The sequence below is a fragment of the Vreelandella andesensis genome (assembly GCF_003989795.1).
GTDB classification, from domain to species: Bacteria; Pseudomonadota; Gammaproteobacteria; order Pseudomonadales; family Halomonadaceae; genus Vreelandella; species Vreelandella andesensis.
Genome location: NZ_RZHG01000003.1, coordinates 41,358 through 61,605, shown reverse-complemented (window position 1 = coordinate 61,605; position 20,248 = coordinate 41,358). Strand labels below are relative to the sequence as shown.

The following is a 20,248-nucleotide window of genomic DNA, read 5'->3' as shown; positions in this document are numbered from 1 at the left end:
AAAAGCAGCGCCTGGACGCTGCTTCTTTCATTAGGAGCCTTCGACTAATTCGGCTAACCCAAGTGCCCACAGAACAAACGCATCTTGGCGGGCTGTGTCTCGCCAGGCTTTGAACCTGCCTGATGCACCACCATGGCCGCTGCTCATGTCGGTATGCAGTAGCACGGGAGCATTGCTTTGCTGTGCCTGGGTAACGCGGGCATAAAACTTAGCAGGTTCCCAGTAACTAACGCGTGTATCAAACCAGCTGCCTTCTATCCATAGGGCTGGGTAGTGCTGGGGGCGAATGTTGTCGATAGGCGAGTAGCCAGCGATACGCTTGGCAACTTCTGGATCTTCAGGATTGCCCCATTCACTGTATTCGGCGGTGGTAAGCGGTAACTCTGGATTCTGCATGGTGCGGAGTACATCCAGGAACGGCACATCTAATACCGCTGCGCAAAACGCCTCAGGCTTGCGATTAATGCAGGTGCCGACTAATAATCCGCCCGCGCTTGCGCCGTAAGCCACCATCCGCGCTGGCTGGCTGAACCCTTCGTCTACTAGCGCCTCGCGGGCAGCTAAAAAGTCGTTAAAGCTGTTTTCTTTATGAGCCATTTTGCCATCTAGATACCAGGGTTCGCCGCGTTCGCCGCCGCCCCGTACGTGGGCGACTGCAAACGCAGCGCCGCGCTCCAGTAGTTCAAGCCGAGCAATCGAAAACCAGGGGTCAAGCGCTTCGCCGTAGGCACCGTAGCCGTATAGCAGCGTGGGTAATGGTTGGCCGGCTAAGTCGGCGCGCATAACGATGGATACCGGAACGCGTTCGCCATCCGTGCTAGTTGCCCATATTCGACGGCTGACAAGTTGGTCGGGCAATAATTGGCCGTAAACGGCTACTTGCTTGAGCAACGTCCGCTCACCGCTATCAAGGTTTAGCGCATACCAACTAGGAGGGCGAGTAAACGATTCTTCACGAAGATGTACCGTGTTGGCATCGAAGTGAGGCGAATCTTCCAGCAACTGCGAGCAGGGCGTTTCAGGTAGTTCGATATGGTTATCTAACGTCAGGTTATGGTCTTTATCCAGCACTAAGCGGCGTAACATGACCTGGGCATCATGATGGCTTCGCTCAGCGATGATCAGCCCCCAATCAAATGCATCGACGCCTTCTAAGGTGGTGTCATCTCGGTGAGCGATCAATGGTTGCCACTTTGAAGCGTTGTTAGCTTGTTGAGCTTCACTTTTGAAATCGAGCTGAAAATGTGGGCCTGATAAATTTTGTAAGCGATAAAATGTCCCAGGGCGGTGATCGATGCTCGCTTCAATGCCGGGCTCTCGTGCATGCAGGCACACCGGTAGTGCGTGGGGCTGATCTGCGGGCACGCCATGAATCTCTGTCGTGTCTTTCGAACCGCTTTCAATCAATAGCCACGCCCTCGAGCGTGTTTTGCCAATTCCAATCCAGTATTCCGAGTCGTTCTCACGCATGACTAATGTCGGTTCAGCAAGGCGCTCTGGTTCGGCAAATGAAACCCACGCACGCCAGATAGAGTCTGGGCGTTGAGTGTCATCAAAACGTGTAAATAGCAGCGTTGCGCCGTGGGTTGTTTGATCTTCTGCCCAACACACGCTAGCGCCAATATCGCTAAGTAAGTGCTGCGGTTTACCGTCGGGTAACGCTTTTAACCACAGTGTGAAACGTTCATCCCCTTGGGTATCTTCTGTCCAGGCAAGCCACTGTTCATTAGGAGAAAGTGCCATGTCGCCCATGTCATAAAAAGGCTGGTCAGCGGCGCGCTCACGTACGTCAAGAAAACACTCATGAGCATCGGGTTGGTTGTTAGGATGGCGCCACCAGCAAGGGTAATCGTCCTCGGCGCCGGTGTTGCTCCAGAACGTAAAGTGATCAAGCGCTGTCTTAATGCTGGTCACTGCCAATTCACGACGCGCTAAGTGGCTTTGGTAAAGTGTTTCAGCCAGCGGCTTTAAAGGGGCAAACCATTCATCATGCTGACGGTTAGCGGCTTCTAAAAAAAGCGATACATCGGGCGCGTCACGCTCTTCTAACCAGTGCCATTCTGGGGAATTAGCGCGATAATGCTCCGCGACAGGCGAGCCTTTGTGCATACCTGGCTGTGCTTTCATAAATTGATAGGTACCATAACGGGAAATCAACGTCGGGTGGCTTCACCCACATGAGGGGTATTATGCTGTTTGAAGACTCAATGTCACTGCTGTGGTTAAGTTATTACGCGCTTTCACTGTTTGCGTTGGTCGCTGTCTACTTTGCGCTGGCTTTTTTGCCTCGTCTACTGCGATTGTTAATTAGCTGGTGTGTGGCGGGCGCCATGTGGATGCCTGCAAGCTATCGTTTGCCGTTGATAGAAGAGGGTGAATTTTATACCGGCTGGGCGCCGGCAGCCATGGTGTCTGCGGTTGCTTTACTTGAAAGTAACGTTAGCGCATTAAGTGGCGGTTTGCTGTGGTTGATTTTAGGCGTTGCTTTAGGTGCGTGCATTGGCCTTGCGCTGTGGTGGTGGCGCAGGCCCGAACCGTATGAAACCGTAAATCAGCATCAGTCTGAGGAAGAAGATGCTCAACCAGCCCGCCGCCGAGAACCAGTGATTAACTGATGCGTGGTCAAGGAATGATGATGGAGCCAGCCGATGTGTGAATTACTAGGCATGAGCGCCAATGTACCTACCGATATTTGTTTTAGCTTTTCCGGCTTTTTACACCGCGGTGGGGGCACCGGGCCTCACCGCGATGGTTGGGGTATCGCGTTTTACGAGGAGGGCGGTTATCGTGAGTTTCGTGACCCCCACCCCTCGGTTGACTCCCCCATCGCCCGTTTAATCTGTGAATATCCCATCAAGTCCAATGTCGTAATTAGCCATATTCGCCAAGCAAATGTAGGCGGTGTGCGGCTGGCAAATACACATCCGTTCACCCGTGAAATGTGGGGGCGACCCTGGTGCTACGCCCATAATGGCCAATTGAGCGATTGGCAGCAGCTGCCATTAGGTGCGTACACCCCGGTAGGTAATACGGACAGTGAGCACGCTTTCTGCTGGCTAATGGGCGAACTGCGTCGTTGCTTTCCCACGCCGCCTGCGTCTCCTGACTTATTATGGGAGCGTCTGCACGGGCTATGCGAAGCGTTACGCGGGCTAGGTGTTTTTAACCTACTGTTATCTGATGGCGTTTACTTATACAGCTATTGCTCGACCAAGTTGGCGCATATTACCCGCCGCGCGCCCTTTGGTGAGGCTGAACTTTCTGATGCTGAGATGACGGTTAACTTCATCGAGCACACAACGCCTAACGACATCGTTTCTGTGATTGCCACTGAACCCCTTACCCAAAATGAAGCGTGGCAGCGAATGGTTCCTGGCGAATTACTGGTATGGCGCGATGGAGAAATCGAAGCGAGTTACGGCCACAGCAAATAGGGCGGCGACATAGCGTGAGCGACAGCAGTAGAGACTTGTGTTGAGCTAAAGTTGAAACGCCAGTTTCAATCGATCGTTTTACAGCACGCTGTCTGTCGTATATGGTTGGCTTTTTAGGCTTGCCACTTAGTCACGCAACAATAAGTCACGCAACAATAACAAGGTCGGTCAAATATCGACACGGATAGCGGAGATTGCCCATGAGCGAACACGCCAATGCCCACGTACTTCGTGGCCCAGCGCTTGAAGGCTTGGATCAGTACAACTCAGTCACGGATGTCTTTCATTCAGCAGTTAAACGTTTTGCCAGCAAACCTGCATTTAGCTGCATGGGCAAAACCCTAACATTTGCCGATCTTGATCGTTTGTCTGCCAATTTCGCTGCTTGGTTGCAACATGAAACCGATTTGGTTCCTGGCGACCGAATAGCTATTCAATTGCCCAACGTACTCCAGTTTCCCGTTGCGGTGTTTGGAGCACTTAGGGCTGGTCTTGTCGTCGTTAATACTAATCCGCTGTATACCGAACGGGAAATGGCGCACCAGTTTAAAGACTCAAATGCCAAAGCCATTGTGATTTTGGCCAATATGGCAGATAAGCTAGAGAAGGTGCTGGATAAAACGGATATCCAACACGTCTTGGTCACCCAGCTTGCCGACTTGCATGATGTGCCAAAGCGCTGGCTGATTAATGCCGTAGTTAAGCACGTTAAAAAAATGGTGCCTGCCTATTCGCTACCCAGCGCCGTTGGCTTCCGCGATGCGCTAAAAAAAGGCGCGTCGTTACATCATACTGAGGTGCAACGCACCATGGATGATGTGGCTGCATTACAGTACACGGGCGGCACCACTGGCATGCCCAAAGGCGCGATGCTGACTCATCAGAACTTAGTGGCCAATATGCTCCAAGCGCGTGTCGCTATCGGTGAGCATCTTACCGATGGTGAAGAGCTGATTGTTGCGCCATTGCCGGTCTACCACATCTACACGTTTACCGTTAACTGTTTGTTCTTGATGGAAACAGGCAACCACTCGCTATTGATTACTAACCCCCGCGACTTACCAAGCTTTGTTAAAGAGCTTAAAGGCTTGCCGTTTACCGGGTTTATTGGTCTGAACACGCTGTTTAATGCGCTGTGTAACCGAGATGACTTTAAGCAGCTCGATTTTTCGAAGCTGAAGCTGACTATTTCGGGCGGTATGGCGCTTACCAAAGCGGCTGCTAAACGCTGGGAAGAAACGACAGGTTGCCCGATTGCTGAGGGCTACGGGCTGACAGAAACATCACCCATTGTTAGCTTTAACCCCACTAACGCTATACAGCTAGGTACTATTGGTATACCGGTAGCAGGTACGGCTGTAAAAGTCATAGACGCAGACGGCAATGATGTTGCAATGGGAGAGCCTGGTGAACTTTGCGTGCAAGGGCCTCAGGTGATGAAAGGGTACTGGCAGCGTGAAGATGAAACACGCAATTCCATTGATGAAAATGGCTGGTTCCACACCGGTGATATCGCCGTATTGCAAGAGGATGGCTATATCAAAATCGTCGATCGTAAAAAAGATATGATTTTAGTATCCGGCTTTAATGTCTACCCAAATGAGATAGAAGATGTGGTGGCAGCGCATCCCGATGTGTTGGAGTCGGCGGCCGTTGGCGTGCCAGATGAAGATGCAGGAGAGGCGATCAAACTATTTGTTGTTACTAAAAACAGTGAGTTAGATGCTGAGACGCTGCGCAAGTGGTGCAAAAAAGAGCTAACCGGCTACAAAGTTCCTAAGTACGTAGAATTTCGTGACGAGCTTCCCAAAACCAACGTTGGCAAGGTACTGCGGCGGCAGCTCCGCGATCAGGAAATGAACAACACTTAAGCGCTTAATGGATTTGCGATCGGTGGCTGTTAGGCGTCCTGTTATCGAAAGCGTTACACTAGTCGGCCCACTCATGCAGTGGGCCGATTTTATTCTGAGACGGAAACCGAGCCTAACGTGACCACCGACACGCAATCTTCCCATGCTGACGCCCAAAACGCTTATTCACTCACCGTATTAGATGAGGAGATAAGCCATGTCATGCTGCGTGATGCACAGCAGCTTGCGCGTCGTGTGGCAGGTCTTAAGCGGCGGCAACGAGACAGTAAGCCGATTGACCACGGTGTTCAGCAGGTTCAGCGCGATCTTGAAAAAGCTAAGCGCCTGCTTGCCAACCGCGAAGCATTAAAGGTAGCGCTGGAGTACCCTGCCGAGCTGCCCGTCGTAGAAAGGCGTGAGGATATCCTAGCAGCTGTCCGTGACCATCAGGTGGTGATCGTAGCGGGAGAAACGGGGTCGGGTAAAACCACCCAGCTGCCTAAGATTTGTTTAGAGCTTGGCCGTGGCCGCAAAGGGATGATTGGGCATACCCAGCCACGTCGGTTAGCGGCACGCAGCGTTGCCGGTCGGTTAGCTGAAGAGATGAGCGTCCCGCTTGGCGAGCAGGTGGGCTACCAAGTACGCTTTAATGATCAAAGTTCTCCTAACACGCTCGTAAAGCTGATGACGGATGGTATTTTGCTGGCAGAAACGCAGCATGACCCATTGCTGCTACGTTATGACACGCTAATCATCGATGAAGCTCATGAGCGCAGCCTTAATATCGACTTTTTGCTAGGCTATTTAAAGCGCCTGCTGCCGAAACGTCCTGATCTAAAAATCATTATTACCTCCGCCACCATCGATGTGAACCGCTTTGCTGCCCACTTTGGCAGTATTAAAACCCCTGCGCCCGTGGTGGAAGTATCAGGTCGCACGTTTCCTGTCGATGTCCATTACCGACCGCTGGCGCGCAGCGAAGAGGATGAAGATGACCGCACCCTTCAAGAAGGTATCTTGCATGCAGTGCGTGAAATCGAAACCATCGAGCGTGAAAAGGGCTGGCTGCATGGTCCGCGTGACGTGCTGGTGTTTTTACCCGGTGAGCGTGAAATTCGTGAGACGGCCGATACCCTGCGACGAGTCGATTTAACAGGCACTGAAATATTGCCGCTTTATGCGCGGCTTTCCAACGAAGAGCAAAATCGTGTCTTCGCCGCTCACCGAGGGCGGCGAATTGTGTTAGCAACTAACGTGGCTGAAACGTCGCTCACGGTGCCGGGGATTCGCTACGTGATTGACCCGGGCTTGGTACGCATCAGCCGCTACAGTTACCGTGCAAAAATACAGCGGTTACCGATTGAACCCATTAGCCAGGCCAGCGCTAACCAGCGTAAAGGTCGCTGTGGGCGTGTCGCGGAAGGGGTGTGCATTCGTCTTTATGATGAAGAAGACTTCCTATCGCGGCCGGCGTTTACCGATCCAGAAATCCAGCGCACCAATTTGGCGTCGGTTATTCTTTCCATGCTGGCGCTGAAGCTTGGCAGTATTGAAGAATTTCCCTTCGTTGACCCGCCTGACAGTCGGTTTGTAAAAGATGGCTTTCGCTTGCTGTTTGAACTGGGTGCAGTAGACGATCAGCATCGCCTTAGCCCGCTGGGGCGCAAGCTGGCCAAGCTACCTATCGACCCACGCTTAGCGCGCATGGTGCTAGCAGGTGCTGAACGAGGCAGCCTACGCGATGTGTTGATTGTCGTATCGGCACTAGCAATACAAGACCCACGCGATCGGCCTGCCGATAAACGCCAAGCGTCAGATCAGGCGCATCAGCGCTGGCATGACCCTGATTCCGATTTTGTCGCGCTCCTCAACCTTTGGCACGGCATCGAAAATGCCCGTGAAGCACTCTCTGGCAACCAGCTGCGTCGCTGGTGCCGCGAGCACTATATTAACTATCTCCGTATGCGTGAATGGCACGACACGTTTCGCCAGTTGCGTCAGCTGCTGCGCGATATGGACATCAACGTCCCTGCGCCACCGCCCAAAAATGAAGACGAAAGCGAAGAGCAGGCCAAGCAAGTGCGCCGCAAAACGTCCGGTAAACTGCATCAAGCATTATTATCTGGGTTGCTTTCTAATCTGGGGACACTGCTGGAAAATCGTGAATATCTAGGCGCGCGCAATCGCAAGTTTATGATTCACCCTGGTTCAGGGCTGGCAAAGAAAACGCCGAAATGGCTAATGGCGTTTGAGTTAATTGAAACCACTAAACTGTTCGCCCGTACGGTGGCGAAAATCGACCCCCAATGGATTGAGCCTCAAGCGCAGCACTTAGTGAAAAGCAGCTACTGCGAGCCTCACTGGGAAATGAAGCGTGCCCAGGTGGTCGCGTTTGAGCAAGTAACGCTGTTTGGTCTGCCCATTGTTGCCCGCCGCCGAGTGCATTACGGCCCCATTGCCCCTCAAGAGTCCCGTGAGCTGTTTATTCGCCGCGCGTTAGTAGAAGGCGAGTTTCAGACCAAAGGGGCGTTTTTTGCCCACAACCGAGCGCTGATCGAAGAGGTCGAAGCGCTGGAAGACCGTGCGCGGCGGCGTGATATCCTGGTCGACGAGGACTCGTTATTTGCTTTTTACGATGAACGACTCCCTCACGATATTGTTAATGGCAAAGGGTTTGAGCACTGGCGTAAACAAGCGGAGCGCGAGTCTCCTGATTTATTAAAATTCGATATTAATGCGCTGAAAGCGCGGGATACCGACGACGTTACGCAGGCGCAGTATCCTGACCACCTTGTGTTGGCAGGCGTTGCCTACCCGGTTAGCTATCACTTTGACCCTGATGCAGAAGACGATGGCGTTACGCTGACGGTGCCCGCTGCTATGTTGCCTCAGTTGCCTGTGCATGCCCTTGAGTGGTTAGTGCCGGGCTTACTGCGTGAAAAGTGTATTGCGCTGCTTAAATCACTGCCGAAAAGCATTCGTCGCCAAGTGGTTCCTATTCCCGACTGGGTTGATGCGGCGCTGGAAATGCTAGTGCCTGATAAGCGCCCTCTAACTGAGGCGCTTGGTGAGTTTATTCGGCAGCGGACGGGCACGCGAGTGCACCCTGACGACTGGCGGCTAGACCTGATAGCACCTCATTTGATCATGAACCTACGCGTTGTTGATCACGTAGGCAAAACGCTGGGCCAAGGGCGCGACGTGCGTGCCTTGGAAAGACGCTTTGAAGAAGCTGCCAGTATGGGTGCCCAAGCGTTATCAGAGCAGGCTAGTCAGGCCCCGGCGCTTGAAGGTCTGCCGAGCGAGCCGCTTCCTGAATCTCGGGTGACGACCCAGGCGGGTATCCGTGTTGAGGCTTATCCAGCCTTGGTTGCAGAAGACGAGCGCTTTAAAGTGGCGCTTTTCGACCATCCCGCAAAAGCGGCAGCGGCTCATCAAATGGGCGTAGCTCGTTTGGCGATTTCTCAACTGCCGGAACAGGTGAAAGCTATTAAGCGGTTGCCTGGCGTGGAGAAATGCGCGCTGTTGTTTGCGAAGGTAGGTAGCAAAGATGCGTTGGTTGATGATCTTCTACTGGCGGTGTTTACTCAAGTAGTGGCTCAGCATCCTCTGCCGCGTTCAGAGAACGCCCTTCAAGAGCGGTTGAAAACCTCTGAAGCAAACTTGCTGGCACATGCGCAAACGCTGTTGACCGATGTCGAGGCCGCGCTGAAAGGGCATTTGGCAGTGACTAAGATTTTAAAAGGGAAACTCAACTTTGCGTTGGCACTTGTGTACAGCGATGTCAGCGCGCAGATGCAGCGCTTGGTTTACCCTGGTTTCATTCGCGATGCAGGCGAGTGGTTAACGGAGTATCCTCGCTATACAGAAGCTGCGTTGATTCGACTTGAAAAAGCAGCGCGCGAGCGAAGTCGCGACCAAATGCTGATGAACGATGTCCAAGCGTTAGAAACCCGGTTCGACGCGCGCCGTAAAAGCGAACGTAGAGGCGACGCGGAAGACCCAGAGTTAGTGGCATTTGGGTGGTGGATTCAGGAGCTCAGAGTATCGCTGTTTGCCCAGCAATTGGGTACTAAAATGCCCGTCTCTGTGAAGCGCCTTGAAAAGCGTTGGGAAGAGATTATTAGCGTTTAACGCATGCTGTAATACGATAATAGGCTCACGCTTTAAGCAAATGCACCAAAATGACAATATCGATTGACAGTCAGCGACTCTCAGCAAGCCGCTATAAGGAGATAGGCATGACACATGTGGTGATTACCGGTACAGGACTCTATACGCCGGAACACGCCATTGATAACGCGTCGCTGGTAACAGCATTTAACATGTGGGTAGACAGCCAAAATGCTCAGTATGCTGATGCCATCGCCCGTGGTGAACGAGAGCCGTTGTCACACTCCAGTAGTGAGTTTATTGAAAAGGCATCGGGTATTAAAAGTCGTTATGTGTTGAATGCTTCGGGAATTCTTGACCCGATGCGTATGCGGCCTAAACTTCCAGCACGCAGCAATGACGAAACGTCTATCCAATGTGATATGGCTACTCAAGCGGCACAACAAGCGTTATCGGCGGCGAACGTCGATGCCACTGATATCGAGCTTGTCATCGTGGCGTGTTCAAACCTAGAGCGTGCCTATCCAGCCGTTGCCGTCGAAGTTCAGCAAGTGTTAGGGACTAGCGGTTACGGTTTCGATATGAACGTGGCCTGCAGCTCTGCCACGTTTGCGCTTGAAACAGCGGCCAATGCGATTAAGTCTGGTAGTGTAAAGCGGGCGCTTATCGTAAATCCCGAGATCTGTTCGGCACACCTTAACTTTACAGATCGCGATAGCCACTTTATTTTTGGCGATGCGTGTACCGCAATGGTGCTGGAAAGCAGTGATTGCGCCGTGGCTGATGAGCAGTACGAACTATTAGGTACGCGCTTGGTTACCAAGTTCTCGAATGCGATTCGTAACAACGCTGGCTTTTTGAATCGCGTCACTGACAGTGACCCACTAGCGTTAGACAAGTTATTTGTACAAGAGGGGCGACGGGTTTTCCGGGAAGTGTGCCCTATGGTGGCTCAACTGATTTCGAATCATTTGGCTTCTTTAGAACTTTCTGGAAGCGACTTGAAGCGTATGTGGTTGCACCAAGCTAACCAGCATATGAATGATCTGATCGCACGTAAGGTGCTGGGTACTGAGCCTAGCAAATCCCAAGCGCCTATTATTCTTGATCGCTATGCTAATACTAGCTCAGCGGGTTCGATTATTGCCTTTCACCTGCATCGTGAGCAGTTGGAAAGTGGCGATATTGGTGTGATTTGTTCGTTTGGCGCAGGTTACAGCGCAGGTAGCATTGTTGTACGCCGGAAATAACAGTGCTTTTGTTTATTGTTTTAAGGCGTGAGACGCGACGAGTTGCACGCCACACATGTTGAAAGAGGAATTATCATGCTTGGGTTATTAGCAAAGCATAAAGGCGCGTTAAGCTGGCGCCACAAGGGACTGCCTGTCTTGCTGCTAGCCGTATTAAGCATGAGTGGCTGTGCTAGTTCCGGGGCTAATGTTGGCGAACAAGCCAATCTTGAAGACCCCTGGGAAGGGTTTAATCGTCGCGTGTTTACGTTCAATGACGTATTAGACCGCTACACACTAAAGCCATTGGCGAAAGGTTATCAGATAGTAACACCCGATCCCGTGGAAACCGGAGTGAGTAATTTCTTCTCCAACCTTGGTGAAGTGCGTACCGCATTAAATAGCCTGCTTCAGGGCAAACCGGCTAATGCAGGGCTTGCCACCTCGCGCTTTTTAATCAACTCAACCGTGGGTATTGGTGGGTTGCTGGATTACGCCACCTTGATGGAAATTAATGCTGATAAGGAAGATTTCGGTCAAACGTTGGCGGTGTGGGGGTGGAATGACTCTCGCTATTTAGTGTTACCGCTGCTCGGCCCTGGGACATTAAGAGATACCACGGGGCTACCCTTTGATATTGCAGCTCATCCGATTACTTATATGGATGACCACACACTTAGAGCTGGCTTGACGGCACTGGATATTATCCACATTCGCGCAAGGCTACTTGATCAAGAAGCGTTAATTAGTGGCGACCGCTACCGATTTGTCCGTGATGCCTTCTTACAACGCCGCCAGTTTGAAATCAAGGATGGTGAGCTTGGGGATGACCCATTTGCCATGGACGATTTTGAATTTGACGGTACCGACTTTGGTGACGACGATTTCGCCGATTGAGGCTTAATATGGATCATTCCAAGCAGTTGATCGCGGTGATCGATGAGCCGGGAAAAGAGCGTGACGCGCTAGCAGAAGCGATTACGTGTGATGGCTTATGGGTATTTGCAGCGGAAAATATTGATAATTTGCCTGCTGACACCGCACTTATTGTAGCTCATGCAAGGTCGGTGCCGCGTCAGCAGTGGTCGCAATTAACGCATCGCCTGCCTACCTTAGTCGTTAGTGATTCTCGTCAGGATGCGGACTTAATCAAGGCCGTTGATGTTGGCTTGGTTGACTACATTGTTCACCCGCTGCGCCACGCGGAATTGTTGCGCCGCATGATTCGCAAAGCCATTGAGCTTCATACATTGGCTCAGGAACGAGACCGAGATAGAGAGCGGCTGGCAGAATTAAATGAAAGCCTGGAAACGCACCTAGCATTGCTGCGGATGGATCAACAGAGCGGTGGCCATATTCAGCGCCGTTTACTGCCTGTTCATCCCAAAATAATCAACGGTGTTTACTACGACTATTGGTTTGCCCCATCGCTGTATTTGTCGGGAGACTTTCTTGACTATCAGCGCTATAACGATCGCTATAGCGCCTTCTATTTTGCGGACGTGTCGGGCCATGGAGCATCCTCTGCGTTTGTTACTGTGTTGCTCAAATATCTCTGTAACCGGTGGCTTAATGAATGGGATGGTCAATCGCCAGAACGGCTGGCTCCAAACTGGTTGGCGGCATTAAATCGAGAATTGCAGGATACCGATATTGGCAAACACGCAACGCTGTTTGTTGGTGTCATTGACCATGAGGCGCGAACACTTCACTATTCCCTCGGCGCGCAACTTCCAATGCCATTGCTTGTGTCAGGTGGTAAGCTAGTGCGTCTGGTAGGTGAGGGAATGCCAGTAGGTCTTTTTCCAGATGTAGAGTATCCTTCACTCAGCTGTGCTTTACCGGCCGATTTTCATTTATGGCTGTGTTCAGATGGTGTATTGGAATGCTTGCCGGGTAAGACACTCGACACGCGGCTCAAGGAACTTGAGCAATTAGTAAGCGAAAGTGTCACGCTTGAGCAGTTGCGCGACCGGCTAGCCAACACTAACTCCCTTCTTATTGAAGACGACGCGGATGAAGAGGCTAACCAAGACCGCAGTGCTTTACCCGATGACCTGACAATCATGATGGTGAGCGGATTTGGTCATGCTGATTGAAGAGGGCCGCATCAAGGCGGCGTTCGATTCCGGTGTTTTTGTTTTAAAATTATGTGGTGACGTGCGTTTAACGCTGTGCGCCACGCTTGATAGCCAAGCTCAGCGCTTGGCAGAAACGCCTGGGTTAACGGCGGTGATGATTGACCTGCGCGAAGCAACGAATGTTGATTCAACTGCGCTGGGCTTTCTCGCCAAAGTAGCGATGGCGGTAAAAGGGCGCTTAGCGCATCCCCCCACTATCATTGCTGATAATCCAGATGTACGGCAAATGCTCGATGTGATGGGGTTCGCGCGCTTTTTCACGCTAATGGAAGCGCCTTTGCAGCAAGCGTCGAGACTAACGTCGGCACTAGAAGACTTGCCCGCTGAGCCCGCGGATGAAGAAGGCCTGCGTGACCGTATTCTAGAAGCCCATCGAATTTTGATGCACATGAACGATCATAACCGCGAACAGTTTCAACCGCTGGTCGAAATGCTCGAAGCGCAAAACTCAAGGGTTCATTAAGGCGCTTCAGTGAACCGTATGTTTCAAGGGCTATGTTTCAAGAACTATGCGTCTACTAGAGCTAGAAAAGGCCCCTAAGAAAAGATCTTAGAGGGCCTTTTTGCTTTCTTGCCGTATAAATCTGGATCAGCCCGGCTGAGGCGAAAGTAATCCAATGAGTTGCTGCGAAATCGAATTAGCTACTGCGAAGCTTGCTCAGCAGTTCTTCGAGTTTTCGTTGGTCAGCCATAAACTTGCGGATACCTTCCGCCAGCTTGTCTGTGGCCATCTCGTCTTCGTTCATCGCCCAACGGAAATCTGCCTGCGATAATGCTTCACTTGGTGCGCTGCTAGCCGCTTTGGGAATGAGCTGTTGCGGTAACTCACCCTGCAACTCGTCTAACTCGTTGAGCAGGGCAGGGGAAATCGTCAAACGATCACAGCCGGCTAGTGCCTGAATCTCACCCACGTTTCTAAAGCTTGCGCCCATCACGATGGTGGGGTAGCCGTGGCCCTTGTAGTAGTCGTAAATGCGCTTAACAGATTGCACGCCTGGATCATTGGCACCGCTGAAGTCCTCATCAGGGTTTTTGGCTTTATGCCAGTCGAGAATACGGCCTACGAACGGTGAAATCAGCGTTGCGCCAGCATCTGCACAGGCCTGTGCCTGGGCAAAGCCAAATAACAAGGTTAAATTAGTGCGAATGCCGTCGCGTTCAAGCTGGCGAGCGGCTTGAATACCTTCCCAGGTCGATGCCATTTTGATCAAGATGCGCTCCGGGCCTACGCCATGCTGGGCGTACCGCTCAATCAGCGAGTGCGCCTTGGCGATGGTGGCATCACGATCGAATGATAGTCGGGCACTGACTTCAGTTGAAACGTAGCCAGGCACCAGCTCACTGATTTCGCTGCCGATATCGACCGCGACGCGATCGACAGCATCTTCTAAGTCGGTGCTTTCTTTAGCAATGCTGGCAAGACGCGCACGACGCTCTTCTTGCTGGGCAGCTTGCAAGATGAGCGAGGGGTTGGTGGTGGCATCTTGCGGCTGAAAGCGGCGGATAGCCTCAAGGTCACCGGTGTCAGCGACAACCGTGGTCATCTCTTTTAATTGGGTTAATAGGCTAGCGGCCATGCATTGCTCCTTAGTTGTCTTTAGATAGTTGTCGTTGAGATAGCTGTCGTTAGGGTACTTTAGCAAGGGCATTGCACGACGAACAGAGACCGACAAATGAATTGAAATCGATTATGATTAGCGGCCTATCTATTCAGCGGCATTCTCCGCTGTTTAATGCCTACTTCAAGGGTGTTTATGGAACTTAATCCTCGTCGGGTGGCGCTGTTGGTGGCGGCCAATACAGCGCTTGCGCCGTTTGCGATTGATGCGTATTTACCAGCCATGGGGATACTGGCAGAAAATATCAACGCGAGTATTCATCATACTGAGCTCTCTATCAGTATGTTTTTATTTGGCTTCGCCATAGGTCAGCTGTGCTTCGGGCCGTTATCGGACAGGGTAGGTCGTAAGCCCGTTTTGCTCAGCGGCTTGGTGGTGTTTATGCTCGCGAGCTTAATGATTACGACCGTTGATAGTTTGTCCTCTTTGCTGGTATGGCGATTTATTCAAGCACTTGGTGGCGGTGCTTGTGTGGTGAACTCTGCAGCGATAGTGCGTGACTGCTTCAGCGGACGCGAAGCGGCTAAAGTGATGTCGACGATGGCCATGATCATGATGCTTGCGCCGTTGGTGGCACCTGCTGTGGGCAGTATTTTGCTACACATTGCGGGGTGGTGGCTGATATTTGTATTTTTGGCTGCCTATGCAGGTTTTTTGCTTTGGCTGTTAGGTACGCGCTTACCCGAAACGCGAGATATTAACTTGCCCGCTGCTTCGCCACGGCAAGTTATCCGTAACTATGCCAGCGTACTGCGTCATAAAGAGGGGATGGGCTACATTTGCGCCGTTGCCGCTTCATTCGCTGGGCTGTTTGCTTTTGTAACCGCTTCGCCATTTTTATACCTAGACTACTTTTCACTATCGCCTAGCGTTTACCCAATGGTGTTTGGCCTTAATGTCCTTGTGATTGCGCTATCCAATCGCGTCAATATTCATCTGCTGCGCAAGCGCTCGCCACAACAGAATTTACGATTGGGGTTAACGATTCAATTAATTGCAGCGGTGGGGCTAGTTATTGCAACGGCACTTAATTTGGCGTCGCTATATGTTGTGGTTCCTCTCATTATGCTGTTTACCGGCATGATTGGCTTGATCACGCCTAATGCCATTTCTGCGTTGTTGGATTATTTCGGGCATATCAGTGCCACAGCGACTGCCTTGCTAGGTGGTATCCAGTTTAGCTGCGGGGCAATTGCAGGCGTAATGGTGGGCTTGTTTCAAGTAGAACACCTTTGGCCAATGGTGCTTACCATGTTAGGCGCCGCTCTGCTGGGTAATATCGGCGTCCGAAAACTGACAAGAAAACCCGTCTACGATGATTCGTACTGATGGCTCGTTCTGATAGATTTGCTCACTCGAAAGGCCAAAATGATCGATTCAAATGCATAGTTTACAGGCGTGGATTAACATGCCGCTTAATGTGTGGTTGGCCTGTTCGGCCGCATTAATGCTGGGTGCATTTGTACAGCGTGCAACCGGTTTTGGCTTGGCGATTATTGCGGCACCGCTATTATTGATGTTAGAGCCGCGTTTGGTGCCGGTTGTTCTGGTGCTGTTTGTATTCACTGTTTCATTGCTGATGGTGCGCCATTACTGGCAAGAAATTCGCCTGGGTGCAATTGGCGTTGCATTGATTGGCTGCTTGCCGGGGAATGCGCTGGGTGTTTGGTTATTACTGGCGGCCCCGATCGTAGTGCTTGAAAAACTGATTGCCGCGATTGTGCTTTTTGCCGTGGTAGTAACGCTGTTTCGTTTTCACCCGCCAGTGAACCGTCTGACCCTGTTCATTGCAGGCGTGCTTTCAGGCATCTTCGGCACGGTGGCAGCCATGGGTGGCCCACCCATCGCCTTGCTAATGCATGGCTTTCCGCTAGGCCAACTGCGCGGCAATTTAGCCGCTTTCTTCATTTTGACGTCGCTTTTAACGCTCACCACGCTAGCGCTTGCAGGCCAAGTGTCGGCTTGGCATTTTAAATTGGCGTTGACGTTTCTGCCGGCGGTGCTGATTGGTAATATGCTGGCACATGCGGTTGCGCATCGGTTGGATAGGCGCTTGCTGCAAGGCGTTACGCTTGGGCTATGTATGCTGGCAGCGTTGGGGCTATTAATTTAATACGAGTGCAAAGTTGTCCTTAGAAAAAATTATGTGATTGCATGCTGTGTCACAAAGCTGTCATCGAAGCGGTGCAAAGTACGTCTTGCGAAGGCCAAAACCTTACATCGACAGGAGTATTTCGCATGAACCGTATTCTAAAAACTACCGTGTTAGCAGCTGCCATCATGAGCGTTGCCGGTGTTGCTCAAGCCCGTGAACAAGTCAACATTACGGGTTCCAGTACCGTTTATCCGTTTTCCAGCTTTGTCGCTGAAGAGTTCGGCGCCACTACCAACTACCCAACACCAGTCATTGAAGGTACAGGCTCAGGTGGCGGCATGCGATTGTTCTGTAATGGTGTCGGTGAAGGTACGCCGGATATTACAAACTCGTCTCGCCGCATGAAAGTATCCGAGTTTGAGCGCTGTGAAGAAAATGGCGTAACTGACATCACGGAAGTTTTCATCGGAAGTGACGGTATAGCCTTCGCGCAAACGGCTGATAACGAGCCGATGCCGGTTACCCGTGAGCAAATCTTTCTGGCCGCCGCTCAATTAGTGCCCGTTGATGGGGAGTTAGTTGAAAACCCTTACACCAACTGGAATCAGATTGATCCTTCTTTTCCGGATCGTGAAATCGTGATTGTGGGGCCACCGACGACTTCTGGAACCCGTGATTCTTTTGATGAGCTGGTCATGGAAGCTGCTTCCGAGAGTTTCCCGGAATATGGTGAAGCGTATTCTGACCTGCGTACCGACGGTGGTTGGATCGACGGTGGCGAAAACGATAACTTGATTGTTCAACGCCTAACGCAAGACAGCACGGCGTTCGGTGTCTTCGGTTACTCCTTCCTGGAAGAAAACGACCATGTACTAATTGGTTCCAGCATCGACGGTGTTGACCCGACGCCCGACACCATCGCCTCTGAAGAGTACCCGGTCGCGCGTACCATGTTCTTCTATATTAAGAATCAGCACGCGGATGACGTTCCGGTCATGTATGACTACGCCGAAATGTTTGTTTCTGACATGATGATTGGCGAGGGTGGCCTGTTGAAGGATATCGGTCTGATTCTGCCGACCGCTGAGGCATTGGAGCGCGTTCAGGCTGACCTGGCTGATCGTAAGCAACTGACCGTTGATATGCTCAAGTAAGCGGTTGCGATAAATGTGAAAACCGACGCCAAGTGGCGTCGGTTTTCTTTTTTTAGGCCATCATTCTGGCGGCTTTCCTTTGTATCGTCGTTGCTCTGTCATATTGCTGTCATCTTTATGCCTCACCATGCGCTGAGTTGATTCATTGTCTAACCAGAGACACCCATGATGCTGACCAATCACCCCTTTTTGATCTTTTGTAGCGTGCTTTTGCTGCTTGGGTTAATGGCTTTTTTTATCGCGCGTAAAAAAGCGACTCAAGTTCGCGCCTCTGGCACCGCCATGTTTTCTCAGCCTGACCAGTATGCCTGGTTCGCCGTTGTCGCAACCGCAGGTCCTGCGATCTTGCTGAGTGCGTTGGGCGCTTTTGTTATGTTGCTGATCGGGGCTGATATCCCGACTTTTCCATTACTCTTGGCAAGTCTGGTGTTAGCCGCCATCGGTCTTGCGGTGGGTATGGTGTTGGTTCGCGCCAACTTCCATGCACGCCAGGCCATCGAGCGGGTGATACGTTGGGTGCTGGCAGGGGCGGCCACTATCTCGATTCTGACCACCCTCGGTATTTTGATATCGATCGTTGGTGAGGCGCTTAACTTCTTCCAGATGCATAGCTTCTGGGACTTTATTACTGGAACCACCTGGGCACCCGGTAACAGCTTTCTAATGGCTGCAGGTCGCGGCGATGGTGCTAGCGGCGGCGCTGAGTTTGGTTCGGTGCCACTGTTTGCGGGTACTTTCATGATTACGGCCATTGCCATGGCCGTGGCTGTGCCGGTAGGCCTGCTTTCAGCCATTTATATGGGGGAGTATGCTCCTAGTCGAGTACGAGCAGTTGCCAAGCCTATGCTGGAAATTCTTGCGGGTATTCCCACGGTTGTTTATGGCTTTTTCGCGGCGATTACGGTGGCACCTTTTATTGTTCGCGTGGCTGAAACCGTTGGCTTAGATGCTTCCTTTAATAACGCGTTAGCGCCCGGTATCGTCATGGGCATCATGATCATTCCATTTATTTCATCGCTTTCTGACGACGTTATTAACGCAGTGCCCGACAGTATGCGCCAAGGGTCATTGGCACTGGGAATGACCAAAGGTGAAACCATTCGCGATGTTGTTATCCCCGCTGCCTTGCCGGGCATCATTTCTGCTTCACTACTGGGTATGTCTCGGGCGCTGGGTGAAACGATGATTGTGGTCATGGCTGCGGGTATGCGACCCAATCTCACCATCAATCCGTTAGAAGAAATGACGACCGTTACGGTGCGAATCGTCGCTGCTATGACCGGTGATTTGGAGTTTGAGAGCGCCGAAACGCTATCCGCTTTTGCGTTGGGTCTGGTGTTGTTTGTGGTGACGCTGTCATTAAACCTTGTGTCAGTCATCATGATTCGTCGCTTCCGCGAAAAATACCGCGTCAATAATCTGTAACGCTAGGATATCTCAATGAACGATTCATTCGATCAGATCAGCCAGCAGCTCAAAGGTCGCCACCGCAAGTCAATGCGCTTGAAATACTACTCAATGGGGGCGCTAGCGTTAGCCGCAGCATTTTTGTTGATCTTCTTTGCTGACATGCTGAATAAGGGCTTGCCAGCCTTCAAGCAGGCGATGATCAATGTAGAAATTAACTACAGCGAAGATGCCGCAAAATCTGGGCGAGCTGCCGTTAATCGAGACTTCTCAACGCTGATCAGTCGCAGCGTGGTGCGTACAATTCCACTTGAAATGCGCAACGATCCCACCCTGCTGGGTACAACTGTGCAGCGTTGGGTGCTGGCCAGTGGTGAAGTGGATCAGTATCTCAAGGGGAACCGCGTTCGCCTTGATGATGAGGAGATGGAGAGAATTGATCGGCTGGTTGAAACAGGCAAAATCGAGCAGCAGTTTAACGTTGGTTTCTTTTCTCGCGGTGATTCTAAAATGGCAGAGCTGGCCGGGATCATGTCAGCAGTGGTCGGTACGGTGATGACCATGATCGTTACTCTTGCTATTGCCTTTCCTATCGGTGTGATGACAGCAATCTACCTGGAAGAGTTTGCGCCCGATAACCGTCTTACTCAATTAATTGAAATCAACATCAATAACTTGGCTGCTATACCTTCCATTTTGTTCGGTTTGCTTGGCCTTGCTATTTTTATTAACTTTTTCGGTGTGCCGCGTTCAACACCGTTAGTTGGCGGTATGACGTTGGCATTGATGACGCTGCCGGTAATCATTATCTCGACACGTACAGCGCTGCGAAGTGTTCCTGAGTCAATTCGTCATGCGGCGTTTGGGGTCGGTTGTTCGCGCTGGCAAGTGGTGAAAGACCACGTACTGCCGCTAGCTATGCCAGGAATTATGACCGGCTCCATCATTGGCTTGGCACAGGCTATGGGTGAAACCGCGCCACTGATTATCGTGGGTATGGTGGCGTTTATTCCCGATGTCACGGCCTCTTTTACAGAAGCTGCAACGGTGATGCCTGCGCAAGTGTTTACCTGGGCCAATGAGCCTGATCATGCCTTTGTTGAAAAAACGGCGGGCGGCATTCTAGTGCTTTTGGCCGTGCTAATCTCTCTAAATGCTTCCGCTGTTTTACTGCGAAAGAAATTCGAACGCCGCTGGTAAGGCTGC

The 20,248-nt window shown here is 51.5% G+C and carries 15 protein-coding genes; 13 read left to right on the top strand and 2 right to left on the bottom strand.

What is annotated here, in order from left to right; translation table 11 throughout:
• Positions 1–30: 30 nt before the first annotated feature.
• A complete protein-coding gene (locus ELY33_RS01565) occupies positions 31–2,127 on the bottom strand; it encodes a S9 family peptidase (RefSeq protein ID WP_126942932.1) in 2,097 nt (698 codons plus the stop codon).
• 62 nt (positions 2,128–2,189) lie between these two features.
• On the opposite strand from ELY33_RS01565, the gene ELY33_RS01560 reads away from it, so the two are divergent.
• The 8 genes from ELY33_RS01560 to ELY33_RS01525 all read left to right on the top strand — a co-directional run bounded on the left by ELY33_RS01560 (position 2,190) and on the right by ELY33_RS01525 (position 13,230).
• Positions 2,190–2,615 carry a hypothetical protein gene (locus tag ELY33_RS01560; protein ID WP_126942929.1) on the top strand — a complete coding sequence of 142 codons (426 nt, stop codon included), beginning with the start codon at positions 2,190–2,192 and terminating at the stop codon, positions 2,613–2,615.
• A gap of 33 nt (positions 2,616–2,648) precedes the next feature.
• A complete protein-coding gene (locus ELY33_RS01555; RefSeq protein ID WP_126942926.1) occupies positions 2,649–3,434 on the top strand; it encodes a class II glutamine amidotransferase in 786 nt (261 codons plus the stop codon).
• A 200-nt stretch (positions 3,435–3,634) separates the two neighbouring features.
• Complete coding sequence (locus tag ELY33_RS01550) at positions 3,635–5,305, top strand: AMP-binding protein (RefSeq protein ID WP_126942923.1); 1,671 nt, start codon at positions 3,635–3,637, stop codon at positions 5,303–5,305.
• Positions 5,306–5,506: 201 nt separating this feature from the next.
• Positions 5,507–9,418, top strand: coding sequence for an ATP-dependent RNA helicase HrpA (hrpA, locus tag ELY33_RS01545; RefSeq protein ID WP_244208550.1), 3,912 nt, complete (start codon positions 5,507–5,509; stop codon positions 9,416–9,418).
• Between the two features lie 107 nt (positions 9,419–9,525).
• The gene (locus ELY33_RS01540; RefSeq protein ID WP_126942917.1) at positions 9,526–10,647 is read left to right on the top strand and encodes a beta-ketoacyl-ACP synthase III; all 1,122 of its coding nucleotides are present in this window, start codon (positions 9,526–9,528) and stop codon (positions 10,645–10,647) included.
• Between the two features lie 75 nt (positions 10,648–10,722).
• Positions 10,723–11,523 carry an MlaA family lipoprotein gene (locus tag ELY33_RS01535; RefSeq protein ID WP_126942914.1) on the top strand — a complete coding sequence of 267 codons (801 nt, stop codon included), beginning with the start codon at positions 10,723–10,725 and terminating at the stop codon, positions 11,521–11,523.
• A gap of 8 nt (positions 11,524–11,531) precedes the next feature.
• A complete protein-coding gene (locus tag ELY33_RS01530; RefSeq protein WP_126942910.1) occupies positions 11,532–12,725 on the top strand; it encodes a PP2C family protein-serine/threonine phosphatase in 1,194 nt (397 codons plus the stop codon).
• Positions 12,715–13,230: an STAS domain-containing protein gene (locus tag ELY33_RS01525; protein WP_126942907.1), complete on the top strand. Its 516-nt coding sequence runs from the start codon at positions 12,715–12,717 to the stop codon at positions 13,228–13,230. The genes ELY33_RS01530 and ELY33_RS01525 overlap by 11 nt, the downstream gene beginning before the upstream one ends.
• 175 nt (positions 13,231–13,405) lie before the next feature.
• Here the strand turns inward: ELY33_RS01525 and tal are convergent, their stop codons facing one another.
• On the bottom strand, positions 13,406–14,344 hold the full coding sequence (gene tal / locus ELY33_RS01520) for a transaldolase (RefSeq protein ID WP_126942904.1): 939 nt from the start codon (positions 14,342–14,344) through the stop codon (positions 13,406–13,408).
• A gap of 177 nt (positions 14,345–14,521) precedes the next feature.
• Between tal and ELY33_RS01515 the strand changes: the two genes are divergently transcribed.
• From ELY33_RS01515 to pstA, 5 genes are all read left to right on the top strand, one after another.
• Positions 14,522–15,715 carry a Bcr/CflA family multidrug efflux MFS transporter gene (locus tag ELY33_RS01515; protein ID WP_126942901.1) on the top strand — a complete coding sequence of 398 codons (1,194 nt, stop codon included), beginning with the start codon at positions 14,522–14,524 and terminating at the stop codon, positions 15,713–15,715.
• Between the two features lie 52 nt (positions 15,716–15,767).
• Positions 15,768–16,499: a sulfite exporter TauE/SafE family protein gene (locus ELY33_RS01510; protein ID WP_126942898.1), complete on the top strand. Its 732-nt coding sequence runs from the start codon at positions 15,768–15,770 to the stop codon at positions 16,497–16,499.
• Between the two features lie 125 nt (positions 16,500–16,624).
• A complete protein-coding gene (locus tag ELY33_RS01505) occupies positions 16,625–17,635 on the top strand; it encodes a substrate-binding domain-containing protein (RefSeq protein ID WP_126942895.1) in 1,011 nt (336 codons plus the stop codon).
• Between the two features lie 168 nt (positions 17,636–17,803).
• Complete coding sequence (gene pstC / locus ELY33_RS01500) at positions 17,804–19,060, top strand: phosphate ABC transporter permease subunit PstC (RefSeq protein WP_126943317.1); 1,257 nt, start codon at positions 17,804–17,806, stop codon at positions 19,058–19,060.
• A 15-nt stretch (positions 19,061–19,075) separates the two neighbouring features.
• Positions 19,076–20,242 (top strand): phosphate ABC transporter permease PstA, encoded by a 1,167-nt coding sequence (pstA, locus tag ELY33_RS01495; protein WP_126942892.1) that lies wholly within the window; start codon positions 19,076–19,078, stop codon positions 20,240–20,242.
• Positions 20,243–20,248 lie beyond the last annotated feature (6 nt).